Consider the following 24,029-nt stretch of genomic DNA (forward strand, 5'->3'; position numbering starts at 1 on the left):
CCGATATAAGTGATAAGAATGAAAATCACCCTGGAGTTCGGTGCTGAACACATAAATTGATTCAAAAGAGATTGTCTTTTGAACAGTTCTAAGTAAGCATTTCGCGTCTCATTCACGTTACGAATGTCGAGTGGACGAATGAAAATTCGTCTATAAGGGTGGTACCGCGAGAGGCCTTCTCGTCCCTTTTTGGGATGAGAAGGCCTTTTTCTATTCTGATTAAAGGTATCACAGATCATCCAAACTGTAACAAGCTGCAAATAATTAGGAACTATTATTAGGAGGAAATGGTAATGGAGTATAAAGACACGTTATTAATGCCAAAAACAGATTTCCCAATGCGTGGAAACCTTCCAAATCGTGAACCACAGATTCAAGAACAATGGGAAGAAATGAATATTTACCAAAAGGTTCAGGAACGTACGAAAGGTCGTCCATTATTCGTCCTTCATGATGGCCCTCCATATGCGAATGGTGACATTCATATGGGGCATGCCTTAAACAAAATCATTAAGGATATGATTGTTCGTTTTAAATCAATGAACGGCTATTGTGCACCATATGTTCCAGGGTGGGATACTCATGGACTTCCGATTGAAACAGCCCTTACTAAGAATAAAAAGGTAAATCGCAAGGCAATGAGCGTCGCAGAATTTCGTAAGCTTTGTGAGGAATATGCTTACGAGCAAATCAATAACCAACGAGAACAATTTAAACGTCTAGGGGTTCGTGGTGATTGGGAAAACCCGTATATCACATTAAAACCAGAATATGAAGCACAGCAAATCAAAGTATTTGGTGAAATGGCTAAAAAAGGTTATATCTACAAAGGACTTAAGCCTGTTTATTGGTCTCCTTCATCTGAATCAGCACTAGCAGAAGCAGAAATTGAATACCAAGATAAACGTTCACCTTCTATCTATGTAGCGTTCCCAGTGAAGGATGGTAAAGGTGTCTTAGAAGGTGACGAAAAAATCATCATCTGGACAACAACACCATGGACAATTCCAGCAAACCTTGGAATCAGTGTACATCCTGATCTAGAGTATTCTGTTGTTAGTGTTGACAACAACAAATACGTGGTAGCTTCTGCATTATTAGAAGCAGTGACTAAAGAAATCGATTGGGAAAATGTATCTGTTGTGAAAACATTTAAAGGTCGTGAATTAGAAAATGTTGTAGCCAGCCACCCAATCTATGGTCGCGATTCCCTTGTAATGCTTGGTGAACACGTTACAACTGATGCAGGTACTGGATGTGTACATACAGCACCTGGTCACGGGGAAGATGACTTCATCGTTGGACAAAAATATGGCATCGGCGTACTTTGCCCTGTAGATGAAAAAGGCTATATGACAGCAGAGGCAGAAGGGTTTGAAGGTTTATTCTATGATGAGGCTAACAAACCAATCACTGAAAAATTAAATGAGGTTGGAGCACTTCTAAAGCTTGCCTTCATTACTCACTCTTATCCACATGACTGGCGTACGAAAAAACCAACTATCTTTAGAGCTACAGCTCAGTGGTTTGCTTCTATTAAAGATTTTAGAAACGAACTGATGGACGCTGTTAAAGAAACGAAATGGGTTCCAGCATGGGGTGAAACAAGACTTTATAACATGGTTCGAGATAGAGGAGATTGGTGTATTTCTCGTCAGCGTGCATGGGGAGTCCCAATCCCAGTATTCTATGGTGAAAATGGGGAACCAATTATCACAGATGAAACCATTAATCATGTTTCAAACCTATTTAGAGAATATGGTTCAAATGTTTGGTTTGAACGTGAACCTAAAGACTTATTGCCAGACGGATTTACACATGAATCAAGTCCAAATGGTATCTTCACGAAGGAAGATGACATTATGGACGTATGGTTTGACTCTGGTTCATCCCATCAGGCAGTCTTATTAGAAAGAGATGATCTACAACGTCCGGCAGACCTTTACTTAGAAGGTTCTGACCAATATCGTGGTTGGTTTAACTCATCTCTATCAACAGCTGTAGCTGTAACAGGTAAAGCACCATATAAAGGTGTACTAAGCCATGGCTTTGCCCTTGATGGTGATGGCCGTAAAATGAGTAAGTCATTAGGAAACGTTGTTGTTCCGGAAAAGGTAATGAAACAACTAGGAGCAGATATTCTACGTCTTTGGGTAGCTTCAGTCGATTATCAGGCGGATGTTCGTGTATCCGACGCAATTCTAAAACAAGTAGCAGAGGTTTACCGAAAAATTAGAAATACATTCCGTTTCTTGCTTGGTAATTTAAGTGACTTCAATCCGGAAACAGATGCAATTCCAGTGAATGAATTGCGTGAGGTAGATCGTTATATCCTTGTTAAATTAAACAAACTAATTGATAAGGTAAAAACATCTTATGAAAATTATGAGTTTGCAGGTGTTTACCATTCCGTTCATAATTTCTGTACAATCGAGCTAAGCTCATTCTACCTAGACTTCGCAAAGGATATTTTATATATCGAGGCAGCGGATCAACATGATCGCCGTTCAATCCAAACTGTCTTATATGAAGCTTTATTAAGCTTAACTAAGCTTGTAACACCGATCCTTCCACATACAGCAGATGAAGTATGGAAACATATCGATTCTGTTAATGAGGAAAGTGTTCAATTAGTTGATATGCCAATTTCAGTCGAAATCGTAAATGCAGATGCATTGGAAGCGAAATGGGATTCATTTATGGAACTTCGTGATGATGTTCTAAAAGCTTTAGAAACAGCGAGAAATGAGAAAGTTATTGGAAAATCATTAGCTGCTAGCATTACTTTATATCCAAACAACGAAACAAAAGCTCTTCTAGATTCAGTTGAGGAGAACTTAAAACAGTTGTTTATTGTATCAGGATTTGCAATTGGCGGCTCATATGAAGAAGCTCCAGAAAATGCACAAGCTTTCGATCAAGTAAAAATCGTTGTAGGTGTAGCAGAAGGAGAAACCTGTGATCGTTGTTGGGTCGTAACACCAACAGTTGGTGAAGACTCAGATCACCCGACACTTTGCTCACGTTGTGCATCTGTTGTAAAAGAAAATTACCAAAACTAAAATAGGGAAAACGCCATGAATCCATAGGTTCATGGCGTTTTTTTGCAAAAAATTGGTATCTTGAAATATTTCATTAATAGAACTGTAACCCAACAATTTGCCTGTCTGCCGTCAAAAATAAATGAGAAAAACGTAGTATGTAATTAGAAAACATTAAAACTGACAACAGGAAAAACTTGTTGGCTTTAACGAAAACCATTATGGATAATACTATCTCTACTACCTTATAAAGATGTATTTAAGCATTAATCAAAAGCATGATAAGGAGGCGTTCCAATGAACGATCAGTATGCAGAGATTAAAGCGGAATTGGAATTAACAAAGAAAGAACTAATATCCAGGTTAATGAAGTCAGCACAATATGAGGTAAGTCAAGAACTACTTTTTCAGAATGAACAATCTGAGAAAGAAAAAATTGTAATGAATCATATAAAAGAAGACCTAAGCGACGTCGAAAGAGCTTTAAATAAAATTAATTCCGGCACATTTGGAATTTGTGAAGAGACTGGTGCAGAGATTCCGTTTGAGAAACTACGGATACTTCCAACAGCTCGAACCATTTTCGAATTTTCCTTCACTGATCTATATGACAGAAGTAATGTCATACCCCTTCAGCGTAAAAACCATCTTTCTTTAGTGGAGCAAAAGTAAAACCTTTGCTTTTGCTCTGCTTTAATCCCTTAAATAGATTGTACAGCCGTCCATTCATATGCTAAAATTCAAAAGTATAGTTTGTATGGATGGGGGCGTATTCGTGTATTATTTAATTGCTTTATTTATCATTTTATTAGATCAGGTTACAAAATGGATTATTGTCCGTTTTATGGAGCTTGGAGATTCGATTCAAATCATTCCTAACTTTTTGTATATAACCTCGCATCGAAACCGTGGTGCAGCTTGGGGAATACTACAGGGGCAAATGTGGTTTTTCTATATTGTGACCATAATCGTGGTTGTTATGCTCGTTTTATACATACAGCGCCTCAAAGCAAACCAGCGCCTGTTTGGCATTGCACTTTCATTTATGCTTGGTGGTGCAATTGGTAATTTTATTGACCGTATCTTTCGTAAAGAAGTTGTCGATTTTATAGATACATACATTTTTACATATAACTTCCCTATTTTTAATATTGCCGATTCAGCACTTGTAATTGGTGTTGGCTTGATTTTAATTTTAACTATTTTTGAAGGGAAATTAGAAAAGGAGAAAACAAATGAATCAATTCGAACTAACGATTGAGGATCAACAGCAAAATGACCGAATTGATAGAGTCGTTTCAGCTTTTAATTCAGATTGGTCGAGGACACAAGTCCAGTCTTGGATTAAGGATGGAAATATAAAAGTCAACGGGAATAATGTTAAAACCAATTATAAAGTTAATATAGGCGACCATATTCATATTGACATTCCTGAACCGCAAGCTTTGGATGTGGTACCAGAAGAGATGAATTTAGATGTTTATTATGAAGATGCAGATGTTCTCGTTGTCAATAAACCAAAGGGAATGGTCGTACATCCTGCACCAGGTCATGTTAGTGGTACGTTGGTAAACGGTCTTATGGCTCATTGCAAGGATTTATCTGGAATCAACGGTGTTATGCGCCCAGGTATTGTTCATCGAATCGATAAGGATACTTCAGGCTTATTGATGGTTGCAAAAAATGATGTTGCGCATGAATCCTTAGTGAATCAATTGGTCAAAAAGTCAGTAACTCGCAAATATAAAGCGCTTGTTCATGGCGTCATACCGCATGACCAAGGTACGATTGATGCACCCATTGGAAGGGATAAAAAGGACCGTCAAAGCATGACTGTTACAGATGAAAATAGTAAAGATGCAGTGACGCATTTTAATGTCTTAGAACGATTTAAAGATTTTACATTTGTTGAGTGTCAGCTTGAAACAGGGCGTACCCATCAAATACGTGTTCATATGAAATATATTGGTTTTCCTTTAGCGGGTGATCCAAAGTATGGTCCAAAGAAAACGTTAGACCTTGGTGGACAAGCCCTTCATGCAGGGTTATTGGGCTTTGTTCATCCTAGAACGAATGAATATCTTGAATTTGAGTCTCCACTTCCTGCTTATTTTGAGGAACTTCTTGAGAAACTGCGTCATTGATTTTGTTCCTTACAAAAAAGGATTGACAAATTTCGATAATGAACGTAGAATGAACTTAATTAAATGAGCCCCTTTAAAATCAGTCCCGTGAGGCTGAGAAGGAAACGGAACTACATAAGGATTATCATTGCATCCTTATGTATAAATGTCTATGTCCTTTCACTTACGGTGAGAGGACATTTTTATTTTAAAGAGGGAATCAATGTGAAGTGAGGTGTAACAAATGGCTGAAACTGATAAAGCTGTAGTTTTAGACAATCAAGCAATTCGAAGGGCTTTAACAAGAGTTGCTCACGAAATCATTGAAAAGAACAAAGGAATAGAGAACTGTGTAATTGTTGGGATCAAGACGAGAGGTATTTACTTAGCAAAGCGCATTGCCAGCCGAATTGAACAAATCGAAGGCAAGAAGATTGCAATTGGTGAATTAGATATTACCTTGTACCGAGATGACTTAACAACAAAAACAGAGGATCGTGAACCGATTGTAAATGGGTCCGATATACCAGCAGACATTACAAATAAAAAAGTAATCCTTGTCGATGACGTGTTATACACAGGTAGAACAGTGAGAGCTGCACTTGATGCCCTTATCGACATTGGCCGACCAGCACAAATTCAATTAGCTGTTTTAATTGACAGAGGTCATAGAGAGTTCCCAATTCGGGCAGATTATGTTGGAAAAAACATTCCAACTTCTAACTCAGAAAAAATTGTGGTTGAACTAGAAGAAATAGACAATTTAGATCTAGTAACGATTCATAAAAAGTAAATAAAGTACCCTTTAAATGTAGTCCAGAGAGGCTAACAAAGGGGTAAACATTCCTTCTCAAAAGATAGGGATTTGTATACCTCTTTGTGTAAAAAACACAAAGATTTTTTTGTTTTGGGTATCTTAAAATGAGGGGGAAATTCGAAATGAGTAATGATAACCAAAAGATTGTTTTAGGGATAAAAGATAAACCATCTCCAGGATTATTCGCAATACTGAGCCTGCAGCATTTATTTGCCATGTTCGGTGCAACAATCCTTGTACCGTATTTAGTAGGAATTAGTCCTGGGGTAGCTCTCATCTCAAGTGGGTTAGGTACACTAGCATTTTTGCTTATTACAAAGGGTCAGGTTCCAGCATACTTAGGATCATCCTTTGCTTTTATCATCCCACTTCAAACAGCAATAGCTGCTGACGGTCCTGGTGCTGCAATGATGGCAAGCTTACTTGCTGGGCTCGTATATGGGATTGTAGCGCTGTTAATAAAAGCAACAGGACATAAATGGCTTGTGAAGATTTTACCACCTGTTGTTGTTGGACCAGTTATTATCGTAATAGGTCTTAGCCTAGCTGGTACAGCGGTTGGAATGGCAATGAATGATGCTAGCGGCGCATATAGTCTACAGCATTTTTCAGTAGCATTAGTTACATTAGCAATCGTGATTATAGCAACCATCTTTTTCAAAGGCTTCTTAAACCTAATTCCGGTACTAATCGGGATTATCGGTGGATACGTATACGCATTAGCAATCGGGTTAGTGGATTTTACTGCAGTAAAAGAAGCAAAGTGGTTTGAAATGCCAGACTTTATTATCCCGTTTGTTTCATACACACCGCATTTTTCATTAGATATGATTGCATTAATCGTTCCAGTAGCGGTAGTTACTTTATCAGAGCATATCGGACATCAAATGGTCTTAAGTAAGGTTGTTCAAAAAGATCTGATTAAACAACCGGGATTACATCGCTCAATTATGGGTGATGGAGTAGCAACGATGATTGCTTCACTACTTGGTGGTCCACCAAATACAACATACGGAGAAAACATTGGCGTTTTAGCCATCACTCGGATATTTAGTGTATATGTAATCGGCGGTGCAGCTGTTGTGGCGATTGTCTTTGGTTTCATAGGCAAAATCAACGCCTTAATTAGTACGATTCCAACACCAGTTATGGGTGGGGTATCCATTCTCTTATTTGGAATTATCGCTTCATCTGGTTTACGGATGTTGGTAGATAGCAAAGTTGATCTTGGCGATAATCGTAACTTGGTGATTTCATCAGTTATCCTTGTCATCGGAATCGGCGGAGCATTTATCCGCGTACTTGGCTTTGAAGTTCACGGCATGGCATTAGCTGCAATCATAGGTGTTTTACTTAACCTAATCCTTCCTGGCGGAGTAGTTCCGGAAGAGGAAGATATATATGAGACTCATCTTGAGGATGATAACTCTGTTGCATAATGATTCACCTTTTAAAATAACCCAGAGAGGTTATTAAGGGTGTAAGGTTTTTGCGAAAAGGGTATTGGCTTTCTTATACCTCTTTTCAAACAAAACCTTGTCTTACACCCTTACCTAAAAAAGGTAAGGGTGTTTTTTTATAAGAATTGGAGGAGAGAAAATGAATCATTTACTTACGATGACCGAGTTAAGCATTGAGGATATTGACCGAATTCTATTTGATGCGAGCCTGTTTGCCGAAGGAAACAAATGGAAGCTTGAAAAACAAACATTTGTTGCCAATCTTTTCTTCGAACCAAGTACACGTACACGCTTTAGTTTTGAAGTAGCCGAGAAAAGATTAGGTGCAGACATCCTGCAGTTAGATGAAATGACTTCAAGTGTTCAAAAGGGAGAAAGTCTTTATGACACAGTAAAAACCCTTCAATCAATCGGGGCAAATGCAGTCGTGATTCGTCATCCAAAGGATGAGTATTTTAAGGAATTAATAAATGGCATCCATATTCCAATCATTAATGCAGGTGACGGATGTGGTCATCATCCTACACAATCTCTCCTTGATTTATTAACAATTAAACAAGAGTTTGCTAGATTCCAAGGTTTAAATGTGCTAATCGTTGGCGATATTCGTCATAGTCGGGTTGCAAGATCCAACGCCGAAGTGCTAACGAGATTAGGCGCAAATGTTCGTTTTTCAGCTCCATTAGAATGGCAAGATGATACAAATCCACGTGGTGAATATGTAGACCTTGATAAAGGGATTAGAGAAGCAGATGTCGTCATGTTGCTACGCATTCAACATGAGCGCCATGCGTCATCGATGGGCTTAACGAAAGAAGAATACCATGAACAATATGGTTTAACGATTATGCGAAGCAAAAACATGAAAAAGGGTAGCATTCTTATGCATCCAGCTCCCATCAATCGTGGAGTTGAAATAGCAAGTGAATTAGTTGAAGCACAAAACTCAAGAATTTTTAAACAGATGGAAAATGGTGTATTCGTAAGAATGGCCGTACTTAAAAGAGTGTTACAACAGGTTGAAGGAGGAATTTTAATATGAGCACATTATTAAAAAATGCAAAAATTTTAAACGAACTAGGTGATTTAGTAAGTGCAGATATCAAAATCACGGATGACATGATTGAAGCGGTTGGTACAAACCTTGATCCAACGAATTGTAAGGTAATTGATGTAGAAGGAATGTTTGTATCAGCAGGTTTCGTTGATGTACATGTCCACCTTCGTGAACCAGGAGGCGAACATAAAGAAACAATTGAAACAGGAAGTCTTTCGGCAGCAAAAGGTGGATTCACGACAATTGCAGCAATGCCTAACACAAGACCAGTTCCAGATTCAGTTGAACAAATGAATTGGTTACACCAACGAATCAAGGATACGGCTCATGTGAATGTTCTGCCATATGCGTCCATCACTATTCGTGAGCTTGGTCAAGAACTTACGGATATGAATGGATTAAAGGAAGCAGGAGCATTCGCATTCACAGATGACGGTGTTGGAATTCAATCTGCTGGAATGATGCTTGAAGCTATGAAACAAGCGGCCGCAATTGATATGCCAATTGTAGCCCATTGTGAGGAAAATACGTTAATCAATAAAGGATCTGTTCATGAGGGTGAATTTTCGAAGAAACATGGAATTAATGGAATTCCTTCTGTGTGCGAATCCGTACATATTGCAAGGGATGTTTTATTAGCTGAAGCAGCGGGCTGCCACTACCATGTATGTCATGTAAGTACAAAGGAATCAGTTCGTGTCATCAGAGATGCAAAACGTGCTGGTATCCATGTAACAGCTGAGGTTACACCACATCACTTATTACTATGTGATGAAGACATCCCTGCACTAGACACAAATTATAAAATGAATCCTCCATTACGTGGAAGAGAGGATTTAGAGGCCCTTATTGAAGGACTTTTTGATGGAACAATCGATTTTATCGCTACAGATCATGCACCACATGCAAGTGAGGAAAAAGAACAGGGAATGGCTCTAGCGCCATTTGGCATCGTTGGTTTAGAGACAGCATTCCCACTTCTTTATACACATTTTGTTGAAACCAACAGAATGACATTAAAGCAATTAGTAGACTTACTAACCAGTAAACCAGCAAACACATTTAAATTACCATTTGGAACCATAGAAATTGGTAAGAATGCTGATTTAACTGTAATTGATTTAAACGCTACAGAAACAATTGATCCAGAAAGCTTTGTTTCAAAAGGAAAAAATACACCATTTACTGGCTGGGAATGTAAAGGATGGCCGGTCATGACACTTGTAAATGGCAACATTGTATGGCAGAAAGGAAGTGTTCTAGTATGAAGCGACAGCTTATTTTAGAAGATGGAACCATTTTTGTTGGTGAAGGATTCGGAAGTGAGATTGAGAAGTTTGGTGAGGTTGTTTTTAATACTGGAATGACAGGTTATCAAGAAATTTTATCAGACCCATCTTATTGTGGTCAAATTGTAACATTAACATATCCCTTAATTGGAAACTACGGTATTAATAGAGATGATTTTGAATCGATTAACCCAGCTATCAGTGGTTTTATTGTAAATGAAGTGTGTGACCATCCATCAAATTTTAGAAGTCAATTTAATTTAGATGAGTATTTTAAGTCAAAAAGTATTCCAGGACTTTCTGGAATTGATACAAGAAAGCTAACAAGAATTATCCGCCAATATGGGACACTTAAAGGTGCTATTTGTGGAATGGATGTTAATGTAAGTGAAGTTATCAACCAACTTGGTAATCGTACCTTACCCACTGACCAAGTAAAACAGGTTTCTACAAAAGGTTCTTACCCAAGCCCAGGTAGAGGACATCGTGTTGTTTTAGTTGATTTTGGTATGAAACACGGTATTTTACGCGAACTAAATCACCGTGACTGTGATGTAATTGTCGTTCCATACAATGTAACAGCGGAAGAAATCCTTCGACTAAGACCTGACGGAATCATGCTAAGTAATGGACCTGGGAATCCAAAAGATGTACCTGAAGCTATCGAAATGATTAACGGTGTTTTAGGGAAGGTTCCTTTATTTGGGATTTGCTTAGGTCACCAATTGTTTGCTTTAGCAGGTGGTGCCGATACTGAAAAAATGAAATTTGGACATAGAGGATCGAACCATCCGGTTAAGCACATAAAATCCGGAAAGGTTGCTATTACTTCTCAAAACCATGGCTATACAGTTAATGAAAAGTCTCTAGCTTCTACAAGACTGGAAGTAACACATAAAGCACTTAACGATGGATCCGTAGAAGGACTGCGCCATTTAGATTATCCAGCATTTACTGTTCAGTATCATCCAGAGGCCTCACCTGGACCTGAGGATGCAAATAGCTTATTTAACGACTTTTTACAGATGATTGAAAACTTCAAGAAAGAAGGCGAAGAGCTATGCCAAAACGCTTAGATATTAACACTATTCTAGTAATCGGATCAGGTCCAATCGTTATTGGGCAAGCAGCGGAATTTGATTATGCAGGGACTCAAGCCTGCTTAGCTTTACGAGAAGAAGGCTATAAGGTGATCTTGGTTAACTCAAACCCTGCAACAATTATGACGGATGTTGAAATTGCAGATAAAGTTTATATAGAACCAATAACATTAGAATTTGTAAGCAAAATTATTCGTAAAGAAAGACCGGATGCAATCCTGCCAACACTAGGTGGTCAAACTGGCTTAAATATGGCTGTAGAACTTTCAAAATCAGGCGTTCTTGAAGAATGTAATGTCGAGATCCTAGGGACAACTCTTTCAGCGATTGAAAAAGCCGAAGATCGTGATTTATTCCGAACCTTAATGAACGAACTGAATGAGCCTGTGCCAGAAAGTGAAATTATCCATAACCTAGATGAAGCATACGGATTTATTGAAAAAGTAGGATACCCCGTCATTGTAAGACCAGCCTTCACCTTAGGAGGTACTGGTGGTGGAATTTGTAACAATGAAGAAGAATTGATTGAAATTGTTACAAGTGGATTGAAAAATAGTCCTGTAACACAATGTCTACTAGAAAAGAGTATTGCAGGGTTTAAAGAGATTGAATATGAAGTAATGCGCGATTCTGCAGATACTGCAATTGTAGTTTGTAACATGGAAAACGTAGACCCAGTTGGAATTCACACTGGTGATTCAATTGTTGTTGCACCGAGCCAAACATTAAGTGACCGAGAATATCAATTATTACGAAATACATCTTTAAAAATCATCCGCGCACTTGGGATTGAAGGTGGATGTAATGTACAGTTAGCACTTGATCCTTATAGTTTCAATTACTATATTATCGAGGTAAATCCACGTGTGAGTCGTTCTTCAGCGTTAGCATCTAAGGCAACTGGTTACCCAATTGCCAAGCTTGCGGCAAAAATTGCTGTAGGTTTAACGCTTGATGAGATGATTAACCCTGTTACAGGAAAAACATATGCAGCCTTTGAACCGGCACTTGACTATATCGTTACAAAAATACCCCGCTTTCCATTTGATAAGTTCGAGTCTGCAAACCGCCGACTTGGAACGCAAATGAAAGCCACTGGTGAAGTTATGGCCATTGGCCGTAATTTCGAGGAATCCATACTTAAAGCAGTTCGATCGCTCGAGTCAAATGTTTCTCATATTCAATTAGAGGATGCAACAAATGCTGATCCTGCCACAATTAAAAAAAGAATTAGGAAAGCAGGAGATGAGCGTCTATTCTATCTTGCGGAAGCGATTAGACGTGGTATCACCATCCAACAAATTCATGAGTGGAGTGAAATTGATTTATTCTTCCTCCAAAAATTTGAAAATATAATCACGCTCGAAGACACATTACGGGAAAATAAAGGTGATCTAGAAACATTGAAGTTGGCAAAAAAGAAAGGATTTGCTGACTCCATCATCGCGGAGTTATGGGATTCAACAGAGATTGAAATTTATGAAACTCGCAAACAAGCAGGAATTGTCCCAGTATATAAAATAGTTGATACATGTGCGGCTGAGTTTGAATCAGAAACACCTTATTATTATGGAACATATGCGGATGAAAATGAATCAATTGTAACGGATAAGAAGAGTGTTATCGTTCTAGGTTCAGGTCCAATCCGAATCGGGCAGGGAGTTGAGTTCGATTATGCAACCGTTCATTCTGTTTGGGCGATTAAACAGGCAGGCTATGAAGCAATCATTATCAACAATAACCCTGAAACAGTGTCAACTGACTTCAGTATTTCAGATAAGCTTTACTTTGAGCCATTAACTATTGAGGATGTTATGCATATCATTGACCTTGAACAACCTGAAGGTGTAGTTGTACAGTTTGGTGGTCAAACAGCTATCAATCTAGCAAGTTCTTTAGTTAAGCGCGGAGTGAAAATTTTAGGTACATCTTTAGAAGATTTAGACCGCGCAGAAAATAGAGATAAATTTGAGCAAACCGTTATTTCACTTGGCATACCACAACCTAAAGGGAAAACAGCAACTTCGGTTGACGAAGCAGTTGTCATTGCGGAAGCTATCGGTTATCCAGTGCTTGTGAGACCTTCATATGTATTAGGTGGAAGAGCTATGGAGATTGTTTATCAAACAGAAGAACTTCTTCATTATATGGAGAATGCAGTGAAGATTAACCCGGAACATCCAGTACTAATTGACCGCTATTTAACTGGTAAGGAAATTGAAGTAGATGCCATTTCTGATGGGGAAACAGTATATATTCCTGGGATTATGGAACACATCGAACGTGCTGGGGTACACTCGGGTGACTCGATTGCCGTATATCCGCCACAAACTTTATCAGACCATGTAAGACAACAAATCATTGACCATACGATTGCACTTGCAAAAGGATTAAATATAATAGGTCTACTAAACATTCAATTTGTGGTCTATAACGAAGAAGTCTTTGTTATCGAAGTAAATCCAAGATCAAGCCGTACAGTCCCATTCTTAAGTAAAATAACTGGCGTACCTATGGCAAATATCGCGACAAAGGTAATACTTGGACAATCATTGCCATCACAAGGGTTTACAACAGGATTACACCCAGAAAGTGAAGGAGTTTATGTGAAGGTTCCAGTCTTCTCGTTCGCAAAACTTCGCAATGTGGACATTTCGCTTGGACCAGAAATGAAATCAACTGGTGAAGTAATGGGCAAAGACTATACGCTAGAAAAAGCATTATATAAAGGCCTAGTTGCATCCGGAATCACGATTCCCAAATATGGATCTGTGTTATTAACAGTAGCTGATAAAGACAAGGAAGAAGCGCTTGAAATTGCAAAACGATTCCACACAATTGGCTATCAACTTTTAGCTACAAGTGGGACTGCTAGCTACTTACAAAAAGCAAACATTCCTGTGACCGTGGTTAATAAAATTGGTGCAGAGGCTCCAAATTTAATTGATGTCATTCGTCAAGGAAAAGCACAATTTGTAATTAACACATTAACAAAAGGAAAACAGCCTGCAAGAGATGGCTTTAGAATCCGCCGTGAAACAGTTGAGAATGGAGTTGCATGTTTAACTTCACTAGATACGGCTAAAGCAATCGTAAAGGTTCTGGAATCCATGACATTCTCAAGTGAAGTGATGGGTTCCCACGTGCAAAAACGCGAGGTGGTACATTCATGATTAAAAAGGAACAAATGAAAATTGTGAGCCACACTCAAATTGCAGAGGATATTTTTGAACTAACATTAGCAGGGGATTTAGTTCAGGCAATGAACGATCCAGGACAATTTGTCCACGTAAAAGTCAGTGATGGAATTGACCCGTTGCTAAGAAGACCGATTAGTATTGCAAATATTGATCAAGAAAAGCAAGAATGCACACTGATTTACCGAAAGGAAGGACTCGGCACACGAGTCCTTTCTGAAAAAAACATTGATCAATCAGTCGATGTGTTAGGTCCACTTGGAAACGGCTTTCCAGTGGATGAAGTAGGTGTTGGTGAAACTGCCCTGCTTGTCGGTGGAGGAATTGGAGTTCCGCCACTTTATGAATTATCGAAGCGATTAGTTGCAAAAGGTATTAAAGTGATTCACGTCCTTGGATTCCAATCAAAATCTGCTGTATTTTATGAAGAAAAATTTAGTGTGTTAGGTGATACTTATATCGCAACAGTGGATGGAACAGTTGGAACGAAAGGATTTGTAACAGATGTCATCTCAAATAACGGTATTACATTTGACACGCTCTATTCCTGTGGTCCAACACCAATGCTAAAGGCACTTGAAGCGGCCTTCCCTGATCGAAATGCTTATATCTCACTAGAAGAAAGAATGGGCTGCGGAATTGGCGCATGTTTTGCATGTGTATGTCATCTTCAAGATGATCCCGACGGTTATACCTATAAAAAAGTATGCAGTGATGGGCCAGTATTTAAGGTTGGAGAGGTGGTACTATGAACAGACTTCAAGTTGAACTACCAGGTTTATCACTAAAAAATCCAATCATGCCAGCATCCGGTTGCTTTGGATTCGGAAAAGAATACTCGAAGTTTTACGATTTGAGTACATTAGGCGCGATTATGATTAAAGCAACAACTGTAGAACCAAGATTCGGAAACCCAACTCCACGAGTAGCAGAGACCAGTGCAGGGATGTTAAATGCAATTGGATTACAAAATCCAGGACTTGAGAAAGTCATGGCTGAGGAGCTTCCGTGGCTTGATCAATTTGATGTACCCATTATTGCGAATGTTGCCGGTTCACAAATTGAAGACTATGTCGAGGTAGCTAGGGAAATCTCGAAAGCATCTAACGTTCATGCACTAGAATTAAATATTTCATGTCCAAATGTAAAAACGGGTGGAATTGCTTTTGGTACGGTTCCTGAGGTGGCTGCAGAGCTTACGAAACATGTAAAAGAAGCATCTAGTGTTCCAGTATACGTTAAATTATCACCGAATGTTTCAAACATTGTTGAAATGGCAAAAGCAATCGAAGAAGCGGGTGCAGATGGTTTAACAATGATTAATACATTAATCGGAATGCGGATTGATCTTAAAACAGGAAACCCAATTTTAGCAAATAAAACAGGGGGCCTATCAGGTCCAGCCATCAAACCCGTTGCAATCCGTATGATTCATGAAGTAAGTCAGGCAGTGTCGATACCAATAATTGGAATGGGTGGCGTTCAATCAGCTGAAGATGTTCTTGAATATTTCTATGCTGGTGCAAGTGCTGTAGCAGTTGGGACTGCCAATTTTGTGGACCCATATGTTTGCCCGACAATTACCCGGGATCTTCCAAGATTACTAGATAAATATGGTTTTGAGCATATCTCGGAATGTCAGGGAAGGAGCTGGAAGTAATGCAACGACCGTTAATTATTGCTCTCGATTTTCCAAACTTAACTTCTGCGAAAGACTTTCTCAAGGATTTTGGGAAAGAGCCACTTTTTGTGAAAGTTGGAATGGAGTTATATTATCAAGAAGGACCATCTGTCATTCACTTTTTAAAAGAACAAGGTCATTCTATTTTCCTAGATTTGAAACTTCATGATATTCCAAATACCGTATTTTCTAGCATGAAACGTCTGGCGGGTCTTGGAGTTGACTTAGTCAATGTCCATGCTGCTGGAGGGCGGGGAATGATGGTAGCAGCCCGCGAAGGACTTGAGGCAGGAACTACAATGGGGCAGTTAAGACCTAAGTGTATTGCCGTCACACAGCTTACGAGTACAACTGAAGAAGTGATGAGAAATGAATTACTAATCGAACGCAATTTGTTAGATGTAGTTGTCGAGTATGCAACAATGACAAAGGATAGTGGCTTAGATGGTGTCGTATGTTCCTCTCTTGAAGTTCCAGTAATCAATAGAAAGCTAGGAAACGAATTTATGACAGTTACGCCTGGAATTCGCCAAGCTAGCGATGAAGTAGGAGATCAAGCACGAGTTGTAACACCTGAAAAAGCAAGAGAATTAGGATCAACCGCGATTGTTGTTGGTCGATCAATCACAAGAGCAAATAACCCATTACAAACATATAAACAAATGAAAGCAGCATGGGAAGGGGTACGAGTATGAATAAAGAAATAGCAGCACATTTATTAGAAATTGGGGCCGTATTTTTACAACCAAATGAGCCATTCACATGGTCTTCAGGCTTAAAATCTCCTATTTATTGTGATAATCGAATGACTCTTTCTTTCCCACAGGTACGAAGGGAAATTGCTAAGGGATTATCTGAATTAATTAAAATTCATTATCCTGAGGTCGAAGTGATTGCTGGAACTGCAACTGCTGGGATCCCTCATGCAGCATGGGTAAGTGATGTATTAAATATCCCAATGTGCTATGTGCGCAGCAAAGCAAAAGCACATGGCAAAGGCAATCAAATTGAAGGCAAAGTGGTTAAAGGACAAAAAGTTGTCGTTATTGAAGACCTTATTTCAACGGGGGGTAGTGCCATTACAGCAGCTGAAGCACTCCGTGAGGCAGGGTGTGAAGTACTAGGTATTGTTGCAATCTTCTCGTATCAACTTCCAGCAGCAACAGCAAGATTAGAAGCAGCAAATATTTCAGCTCATACCTTAACCGATTATCCAACTTTAATTAATGTTGCACTTGAAAAAAATGTCGTATCTGAAAACGATGTTGAAAGCCTTAAGAGCTGGAGAGAAAATCCGGTTGACTGGTATACAACTAAAGCATAATAAACAGGCCCTAGGAATCAAGTGATCCTAGGGCATTTATTTTTTTATTTACTTTCTTAGATGTAAAATTAAATCTTCTTGTGGTGTCACATATACGGTTTGTTGATTATCATAGATGACATAGCCAGGCTTTGAACCATTCGGTTTCTTAACATGGCGCACCAGTGTGTAATCAACCGGTACAGAGGATGAATTTTTTGCTTTACTAAAATACGCTGCAATTGTCGCTGCCTCAAGAATTGTATCTGGTGATGGTTGTTTGCTTCTAATAATCACATGTGAACCTGGTATGTCCTTGGTATGTAACCATATGTCATCTCTTGCAGCTAGTTTATTTGTTAAATAATCATTTTGTTTATTATTTTTACCAACAAGGATTTCTGTCCCGTCACTTGCTACATAGTGCTCAATAGAAGGTTTCATAGGTTTCATCTTCTTATTGCCTTTTTGTTGCTTTTTCTTCAGATAACCTTCTTCCATAAGTTCCTCACGAATTTCCTGCAAATCCTTTGGTGCAGCTGATTCGATTTGTTGTAATAAAGACTCGAAATAAGCAATTTCTTCATTAGCTTTCGCAATCTCATGTTCTACATAGGAAACTGCATTCTTTGCTTTTTGATACTTTGAAAAATAACTTTGCGCATTTTCAGATGGTGATTTTTGTGGGTGTAGGGGTATTTTCACCATCTCATTTTCCTCTGAATAGTAATTCAACACTTCAATTTCCTTGTCGCCTCGAGTTATCGCATACATATTCGCTGTCAAAAGTTCACCAAAGAGCTTATATTTTTCAGCTTTTTCAGATTCGACTAAGGTTGCTTCGAGTTTTTTGATTTTTTTCTCGTTTTTTGTTTTTTCATTATGAATAAACCGTTCTAAATCATTGCCTTGCTGCTTAACCCGGTCACGTTCTGCTTTTCCAAAATAAAAACGATCGAGCATTTCACTAATCGTATCAAATGCCTTTGCCTCACCACCAATATGATGTAACGGAAGGATATAGAAAAAGTCCTTTTGTCCTTTTGTTATGATCTGTGGTGTAATTTGATTTTGTTTAATCGTCGTAATCATCGATAAAAAAGGATTAGGTAATGATTTTCGATTAGCTATTCCGGCGCGAAATATAACTTCTCTTGCAAATACAGGGGAGATCCCAGAAAATTTATTCACAATCTGTTGATCTAAACGACCAGCATTAAAATCAATTTTCCTCAAGAATGTCTCTTCATCGACTGTAAAAGGATCTATCTTTTCCTGAGCAGGAGGAAAAACATATGTATACCCTGGTAATACAGTGCGGTGACGATTGACTGCTGGTGAAATATGTTTGATGCTATCAAGGATTGTCTGTTTTTCCGAATCAACGAGGATGATGTTACTATGTCTACCCATAATTTCTATAATCAGTTGTTTTAAAGAAACATCACCAAGTTCATTACGGCCTTTTATATCAAAAATAATAATCCTATCCATATCAACCTGACGGATATTTTCGATGATACTGCCTTCTAGATGTTTGCGGAGTAACATACAAAACATCGGCGGCTCATGTGGGTTATCATATAACTCATTTGTTACATGGATACGGGCATAACTAGGGTGTGCTGAAAGCAGTAGCTTATGATTCTTTCCATTTGAACGAACCTGAAAGATAAGTTCATTTTTATATGGTTGATAGATTTTTGAGATCCTACCACTCTCTAATGTTTTTTGTAATTCATTCACAATTGCATGTGTGAAGATTCCATCGAATGTCATACGTGTTTCCTCTTTTCCATATCAATAGAAGACAAGGTCTTCTAGTTCCTCTTCAATGTTATTGTACCAATAAATAGGTAACTTAGAAAAAGTATAGCATTTTTTGGGACGAGACTGAATAAGCTTTCAAAGAGATATATGATTTAATGTGAGGGGTGTGTAAAAGACGGATGAAGTGGTATGAGCTTAGATCAGAAGAGGTCGAAAAAAAAGTTAATACAAGCCTTTCTCATGGTCTTTCCGACCAAGAAGTAAAGCAGCGACAAAAGCAATTTGGATATAATGAATTGAAGGAAGCCGAACGCCCTTCAGCAATTTTGCTTTTTTTAGCTCAGTTTAAGGACTTTATGGTTCTTGTATTACTTGCCGCAACCTTGATCTCCGGGTTGTTAGGGGAATACATTGATGCTATCGCAATTATGGCCATTGTTTTAATTAATGGATTTTTAGGTTTTTTCCAAGAACGAAAAGCAGAAAAATCGCTTCAAGCCTTAAAGGAACTCTCTGCACCACAGGTAAATGTTTTTCGAAGTAATGAATGGGGTCGTGTTCTTTCAAAGGAACTCGTTATAGGGGATATCATTAAATTTACCAGTGGTGATCGTATTGGTGCAGATGTACGTTTAATTGATGTGAAAAGCTTAGAAATTGAAGAATCCGCGCTTACAGGGGAGTCTGTTCCTGTTACAAAGCATGTTGAACCGATTCGTGACGGTGATGTCTCACTTGGTGACCAAGAAAATATGGCATTTATGGGAACGATGGTTACACGTGGTAGTGGCGTAGGTATCGTAGTAGGAACTGGTATGAATACAGCGATGGGCCAAATCGCAGAACTTCTTCAATCGGCCGAAGCGATGATTACTCCATTGCAAAGAAGGTTGGAACAATTAGGTAAGGTTTTAATTACCGTTGCCTTAATTTTAACTCTCTTAGTTGTAGTGGTAGGTGTTATCAATGGACATGAGCTTTATGAAATGTTCTTAGCGGGAGTTTCATTGGCTGTTGCTGCCATACCTGAAGGATTGCCGGCAATTGTTACTGTTGCGCTATCTTTAGGTGTTCAAAGAATGATTAAGAAGAACGCAATTGTCAGACGCTTGCCTGCTGTTGAAACTTTGGGTTGTGCCTCGGTCATTTGCTCAGATAAAACAGGAACGATGACTCAAAACAAAATGACGGTTACACATCTTTGGTCTGGTGGCAAAACTTGGTCTGTTTCCGGTACAGGCTATGATGTAGATGGGAAGTTTTTCTTGGGAGATAGAGAAATCAAACCATCAGAACATAAGACTCTTCAACAATTATTAACTTTTGGAGTGTTGTGTAATAATGCATCATTAAAGCAGAAGGATGATGATATTATCCTTGATGGAGACCCGACTGAAGGAGCTTTACTTGTTGCAGGTATTAAGGCGGGACTTACGAATCAATTATTAGCAGAGCAATTTGATATTGTAGAAGAGTTCCCATTTGATTCTGCAAGAAAAATGATGAGTGTCATTGTAAAAGATAGAGCTGGAAATCAATTTGTTGTTACAAAGGGTGCACCTGACGTATTACTAGGTGTGAGTAAATCGGTCCTTTGGGATAATAAACAGCAACCATTAACAGCAGGATACGAGAATGAGATTAAGGACGCGATTGAGGGCTTAGCCTCGGATGCTCTTCGTACGATTGCAGTTGGCTTTAAACAATTACGGCCTAATCAAAAGTTAGTGTCGGAAAGCGAAGCCGAAAGCGAGTTAACCTTTATTGGGATTCAAGGAATGATCGATCCACCAAGACCAGAAGTAAAAGATGCAGTTAAAGAGTGTAAAGATGCTGGGATTAAGACGGTTATGATAACAGGAGACCATCTTATTACAGCAAAAGCGATTGCTACACAACTTGGCATTCTACCTCCAGGGGGTAAAGTGTTAGATGGATATGCTCTTTCAAAAATGGATGTAGAAGAGCTAGAGGAAATCGTCGATGATGTCTATGTATATGCAAGGGTGTCACCTGAACATAAATTAAAAATCGTAAAAGCTCTTCAAAGCAGGGGACATATTGTTGCGATGACAGGTGATGGTGTAAATGATGCGCCTGCGATTAAAGCATCGGATATCGGTATTGCGATGGGCATTACAGGTACAGATGTAGCAAAAGAAGCATCATCATTAGTATTACTTGATGATAACTTTGCGACAATTAAAGCAGCTATAAAAGAAGGCCGAAATATCTATGAAAATATTAGAAAGTTTATCCGATATTTATTAGCTTCTAATGTGGGTGAAATACTTGTTATGTTATTTGCGATGCTAATGGGCTTACCATTACCACTCGTACCAATCCAAATTCTTTGGGTTAACCTGGTAACGGATGGATTACCAGCAATGGCGCTTGGACTTGATCAACCAGAGGGGAACTTGATGAAACATGGCCCACGCCATCCAAAAGAAGGGGTTTTTGCAAGAGGATTGGGCTGGAAAATTGTCAGCCGCGGCTTTTTAATTGGGATAGCAACCCTGGCAGCCTTTATGGTTGTCTATCACAGGGATCCAAGCAATCTCGGATATGCCCAAACCATTGCGTTTGCAACACTTGTAATGGCACAGCTTATCCATGTATTTGATTGTCGTAGTGAACGGTCTATTTTTCACCGGAATCCATTCCAAAATATGTACTTAGTATGGGCGGTCATTTCATCTATCGTATTAATGTTAATTGTGATTTACTATCCACCATTACAACCGGTCTTCAAGACATACGCAATTGAACCAAGAGATTGGCTCCTAGTTCTAGGAATGTCTGCAATTCCAACATTCCTTTTAGCAGGATCATTATTAACAAACAAGCGTTCTACAGCTCGTGCATAAAGTGTAAGGCTTGGATTTTAGTTACAAAACTATGTTATAATTCATGAGGTAATGGAGTATGCACTCTATTACCTTTTTTCTTTTTTGTTGAAATCTTTAAAAACTACTCGATTTTAGAAATCAATGGTAAAATAAGTATAGAATGAAGAAATTTTATCTATAAAGTAATGTCTCTTTTATGTTAGATTGGAAGTGAAAAGATGATAGCAAGTATGACAGGTTATGGTCGTGCCAATAAGGAATTGGATGGCTACGCCGTTCATGTTGAACTGAAATCTGTAAACCATCGATTCTGTGAAATCAATATAAGATTACCTAGACAACTACTGTTTCTTGAGGATAAAATAAAAAAAGCGATATTAGAGCATGTAAAAAGAGGTCGTGTCGAAGTATTTTTAAATATTGAAGGTGAAGGACTAGTTACGAAAGCAATTTCCATTGACTGGGATTTATTAGAAGAGCTCGTTTCAACAACCAAAGTCATCCAAGAAAAATACCAACTTAGTGATCAAATTACTTCACAGCAGCTACTTTCAAACGAAAATATTCTTTCTATTGAAGAGAAGGAAATGGAGAATAATGAACTGGAATCAACGGTTCTTGAGGTGATTCAAAGTGCTACACTCCAATTAAAACAAATGAGGGAAGCTGAAGGAAAGACATTAATTGAAGTGATCTTCTCCTTTCTCGACCTAGTTGTAGAAAATGTACATACTATTAAAGAATATGCACCAATTGTGGTTACTCAGTATCGGGATCGTATTGAGAATAGGATCAAAGAATATGTGGGCAATGAATTTGATGAAAATCGTATTCTCACGGAGGTCGCTCTATTTGCGGAAAAAGCTGATATCAGTGAAGAACTGACCCGTCTCGAAAGTCATATTAGTCAGTTTAAAGAAACTGTAAGTACGAATGAACCTATTGGTCGAAAACTCGATTTTATCGTTCAAGAAATGAATAGGGAAACCAACACAATCGGTTCAAAGGCGAATGATCCTACGATTGCAAAACATGTAGTGGAGATAAAAAGTTTACTAGAGAAAATAAAAGAGCAAGTTCAAAATATTGAATAAGCTTGATTATAAAGCCATTATCACGGCAAAAATAGAGGGGTACTTATTGGGGGAGTTTACGTGCAAATCAAATTAATAAATATCGGATTCGGGAATATTGTCTCGGCCAACAGAATTATATCGATTGTGAGTCCCGAATCTGCTCCGATTAAACGAATCATTCAAGACGCTCGTGATCGAGGAATGCTCATTGATGCTACATACGGAAGAAGAACCCGTGCGGTTATGATTATGGATAGTGACCATATTATACTATCCGCAGTCCAGCCAGAGACGGTTGCACAGAGACTTTCAAAAGAAGATGAGCTAACAGACGAAGGGTAGGTATTAGAACGAATGAAAGAAAGAGGTTTACTAATTGTTTTATCAGGTCCATCTGGTGTCGGGAAAGGGACTGTTCGAAAAGCTATTTTTTCTCAGCCTGATACAAAATTTCAATACTCTATTTCGATGACGACGAGAAAACCGCGCGAGGGAGAAGTAGATGGTGTAGATTACTTCTTTAAATCGAAAGAAGAGTTTGAGGAATTAATAAAAAACGACAAGCTTCTAGAATGGGCAGAATATGTAGGGAACTATTATGGAACCCCAATTGACTATGTAGAGTCAACCTTACAGGAAGGTAGAGATGTATTTCTAGAAATCGAAGTACAAGGTGCCCTTCAAGTAAGAAAAGCATTTCCAGAGGGGTTATTCATTTTCTTAGCGCCACCAAGTTTGAAGGAATTAAAGAACAGGATCGTAACGAGGGGTACTGAAACTGATGATTTAATTCTTAACAGAATGAAGGTAGCAAAAGAAGAAATTGAAATGATGGACGCTTATGATTATGTAGTTGAAAATGATCAAGTAGAACTTGCATGCGATCGAATTAATGCAATTGTAACAGCTGAACATTGTCGAAGAGATCGAGTGGCAAGACGCTATAAAAAAATGTTGGAGAGTGATTTTTAAATGTTAAATCCATCTATTGACTCATTATTAAATAAATTGAATTCCAAGTATACACTTGTAACTGTTGCATCAAAAAGGGCAAGAGAAATGCAAGAGAAGAATAATGGAATGGTACAGAAGCCTGTATCTTTTAAATCAGTTGGTAAAGCATTAGAAGAAATTGATGCCGGTTTACTTTATTATTCGACTGATAAGAAAACCGATGTTGATACAACACCAACAATTACTGAATAACCAAAAATAACAACCTCTCATGTAGGTTGTTATTTTTTTAAGAAATGGGGGATTCAA

20 protein-coding genes and 1 other annotated feature (1 of these 21 running past the window's edge) are annotated in these 24,029 nt (G+C 38.4%); of the genes, 19 read left to right on the forward strand and 1 reads right to left on the reverse strand.

Features of this window, described 5'->3' with window-relative positions; genetic code table 11:
• Window positions 1-190: a binding site (T-box leader), on the forward strand; it begins 66 nt to the left of the window's first position.
• A gap of 103 nt (window positions 191-293) precedes the next feature.
• From ileS to pyrE, 14 genes are all read left to right on the forward strand, one after another.
• On the forward strand, window positions 294-3,062 hold the full coding sequence (gene ileS, locus CKJ95_RS05240; protein WP_099352354.1) for an isoleucine--tRNA ligase: 2,769 nt from the start codon (window positions 294-296) through the stop codon (window positions 3,060-3,062).
• Between the two features lie 276 nt (window positions 3,063-3,338).
• The gene (locus CKJ95_RS05245; protein ID WP_099352355.1) at window positions 3,339-3,713 is read left to right on the forward strand and encodes a TraR/DksA C4-type zinc finger protein; all 375 of its coding nucleotides are present in this window, start codon (window positions 3,339-3,341) and stop codon (window positions 3,711-3,713) included.
• Window positions 3,714-3,798: 85 nt separating this feature from the next.
• Window positions 3,799-4,302, forward strand: coding sequence for a signal peptidase II (gene lspA, locus CKJ95_RS05250; RefSeq protein ID WP_099352356.1), 504 nt, complete (start codon window positions 3,799-3,801; stop codon window positions 4,300-4,302).
• Window positions 4,277-5,185, forward strand: a complete 909-nt coding sequence (locus CKJ95_RS05255) for an RluA family pseudouridine synthase (RefSeq protein ID WP_099352357.1) — start codon at window positions 4,277-4,279, stop codon at window positions 5,183-5,185. Before lspA ends, CKJ95_RS05255 begins: the two co-directional genes overlap by 26 nt.
• 223 nt (window positions 5,186-5,408) lie before the next feature.
• Window positions 5,409-5,957: a bifunctional pyr operon transcriptional regulator/uracil phosphoribosyltransferase PyrR gene (gene pyrR, locus CKJ95_RS05260; protein ID WP_099352358.1), complete on the forward strand. Its 549-nt coding sequence runs from the start codon at window positions 5,409-5,411 to the stop codon at window positions 5,955-5,957.
• A 146-nt stretch (window positions 5,958-6,103) separates the two neighbouring features.
• A complete protein-coding gene (locus CKJ95_RS05265) occupies window positions 6,104-7,420 on the forward strand; it encodes a solute carrier family 23 protein (RefSeq protein WP_099352359.1) in 1,317 nt (438 codons plus the stop codon).
• Between the two features lie 160 nt (window positions 7,421-7,580).
• A complete protein-coding gene (locus CKJ95_RS05270; protein ID WP_099352360.1) occupies window positions 7,581-8,483 on the forward strand; it encodes an aspartate carbamoyltransferase catalytic subunit in 903 nt (300 codons plus the stop codon).
• Window positions 8,480-9,766, forward strand: a complete 1,287-nt coding sequence (locus CKJ95_RS05275; protein ID WP_099352361.1) for a dihydroorotase — start codon at window positions 8,480-8,482, stop codon at window positions 9,764-9,766. The genes CKJ95_RS05270 and CKJ95_RS05275 overlap by 4 nt, the downstream gene beginning before the upstream one ends.
• A complete protein-coding gene (locus CKJ95_RS05280; RefSeq protein WP_099352362.1) occupies window positions 9,763-10,863 on the forward strand; it encodes a carbamoyl phosphate synthase small subunit in 1,101 nt (366 codons plus the stop codon). The genes CKJ95_RS05275 and CKJ95_RS05280 overlap by 4 nt, the downstream gene beginning before the upstream one ends.
• The gene (gene carB, locus CKJ95_RS05285; RefSeq protein ID WP_099352363.1) at window positions 10,848-14,060 is read left to right on the forward strand and encodes a carbamoyl-phosphate synthase large subunit; all 3,213 of its coding nucleotides are present in this window, start codon (window positions 10,848-10,850) and stop codon (window positions 14,058-14,060) included. Before CKJ95_RS05280 ends, carB begins: the two co-directional genes overlap by 16 nt.
• Window positions 14,057-14,836, forward strand: a complete 780-nt coding sequence (locus CKJ95_RS05290; RefSeq protein WP_099352364.1) for a dihydroorotate dehydrogenase electron transfer subunit — start codon at window positions 14,057-14,059, stop codon at window positions 14,834-14,836. Before carB ends, CKJ95_RS05290 begins: the two co-directional genes overlap by 4 nt.
• Complete coding sequence (locus tag CKJ95_RS05295) at window positions 14,833-15,744, forward strand: dihydroorotate dehydrogenase (RefSeq protein ID WP_099352365.1); 912 nt, start codon at window positions 14,833-14,835, stop codon at window positions 15,742-15,744. Before CKJ95_RS05290 ends, CKJ95_RS05295 begins: the two co-directional genes overlap by 4 nt.
• A complete protein-coding gene (gene pyrF / locus CKJ95_RS05300) occupies window positions 15,744-16,460 on the forward strand; it encodes an orotidine-5'-phosphate decarboxylase (protein WP_099352366.1) in 717 nt (238 codons plus the stop codon). The genes CKJ95_RS05295 and pyrF overlap by 1 nt, the downstream gene beginning before the upstream one ends.
• On the forward strand, window positions 16,457-17,089 hold the full coding sequence (gene pyrE / locus CKJ95_RS05305; protein WP_099352367.1) for an orotate phosphoribosyltransferase: 633 nt from the start codon (window positions 16,457-16,459) through the stop codon (window positions 17,087-17,089). The genes pyrF and pyrE overlap by 4 nt, the downstream gene beginning before the upstream one ends.
• A gap of 48 nt (window positions 17,090-17,137) precedes the next feature.
• On the opposite strand, the gene CKJ95_RS05310 is transcribed toward pyrE, so the two are convergent.
• Complete coding sequence (locus CKJ95_RS05310) at window positions 17,138-18,847, reverse strand: Rqc2 family fibronectin-binding protein (RefSeq protein WP_099352368.1); 1,710 nt, start codon at window positions 18,845-18,847, stop codon at window positions 17,138-17,140.
• Window positions 18,848-19,017: 170 nt separating this feature from the next.
• On the opposite strand from CKJ95_RS05310, the gene CKJ95_RS05315 reads away from it, so the two are divergent.
• From CKJ95_RS05315 to rpoZ, 5 genes are all read left to right on the forward strand, one after another.
• Complete coding sequence (locus tag CKJ95_RS05315) at window positions 19,018-21,708, forward strand: calcium-translocating P-type ATPase, SERCA-type (RefSeq protein ID WP_099352369.1); 2,691 nt, start codon at window positions 19,018-19,020, stop codon at window positions 21,706-21,708.
• A gap of 200 nt (window positions 21,709-21,908) precedes the next feature.
• Window positions 21,909-22,784: a YicC/YloC family endoribonuclease gene (locus CKJ95_RS05320; protein WP_099352370.1), complete on the forward strand. Its 876-nt coding sequence runs from the start codon at window positions 21,909-21,911 to the stop codon at window positions 22,782-22,784.
• A gap of 60 nt (window positions 22,785-22,844) precedes the next feature.
• A complete protein-coding gene (gene remA / locus CKJ95_RS05325; protein WP_010282579.1) occupies window positions 22,845-23,108 on the forward strand; it encodes an extracellular matrix/biofilm regulator RemA in 264 nt (87 codons plus the stop codon).
• A gap of 12 nt (window positions 23,109-23,120) precedes the next feature.
• Window positions 23,121-23,738 carry a guanylate kinase gene (gene gmk / locus CKJ95_RS05330; protein WP_099352371.1) on the forward strand — a complete coding sequence of 206 codons (618 nt, stop codon included), beginning with the start codon at window positions 23,121-23,123 and terminating at the stop codon, window positions 23,736-23,738.
• Window positions 23,739-23,972 carry a DNA-directed RNA polymerase subunit omega gene (gene rpoZ, locus CKJ95_RS05335; protein WP_099352372.1) on the forward strand — a complete coding sequence of 78 codons (234 nt, stop codon included), beginning with the start codon at window positions 23,739-23,741 and terminating at the stop codon, window positions 23,970-23,972. It abuts the gene before it with no gap.
• Window positions 23,973-24,029 lie beyond the last annotated feature (57 nt).

Origin of the sequence: Fredinandcohnia onubensis, from assembly GCF_002734285.1 — a bacterium.
Lineage (GTDB): Bacteria > Bacillota > Bacilli > Bacillales > Bacillaceae_L > Ferdinandcohnia > Ferdinandcohnia onubensis_A.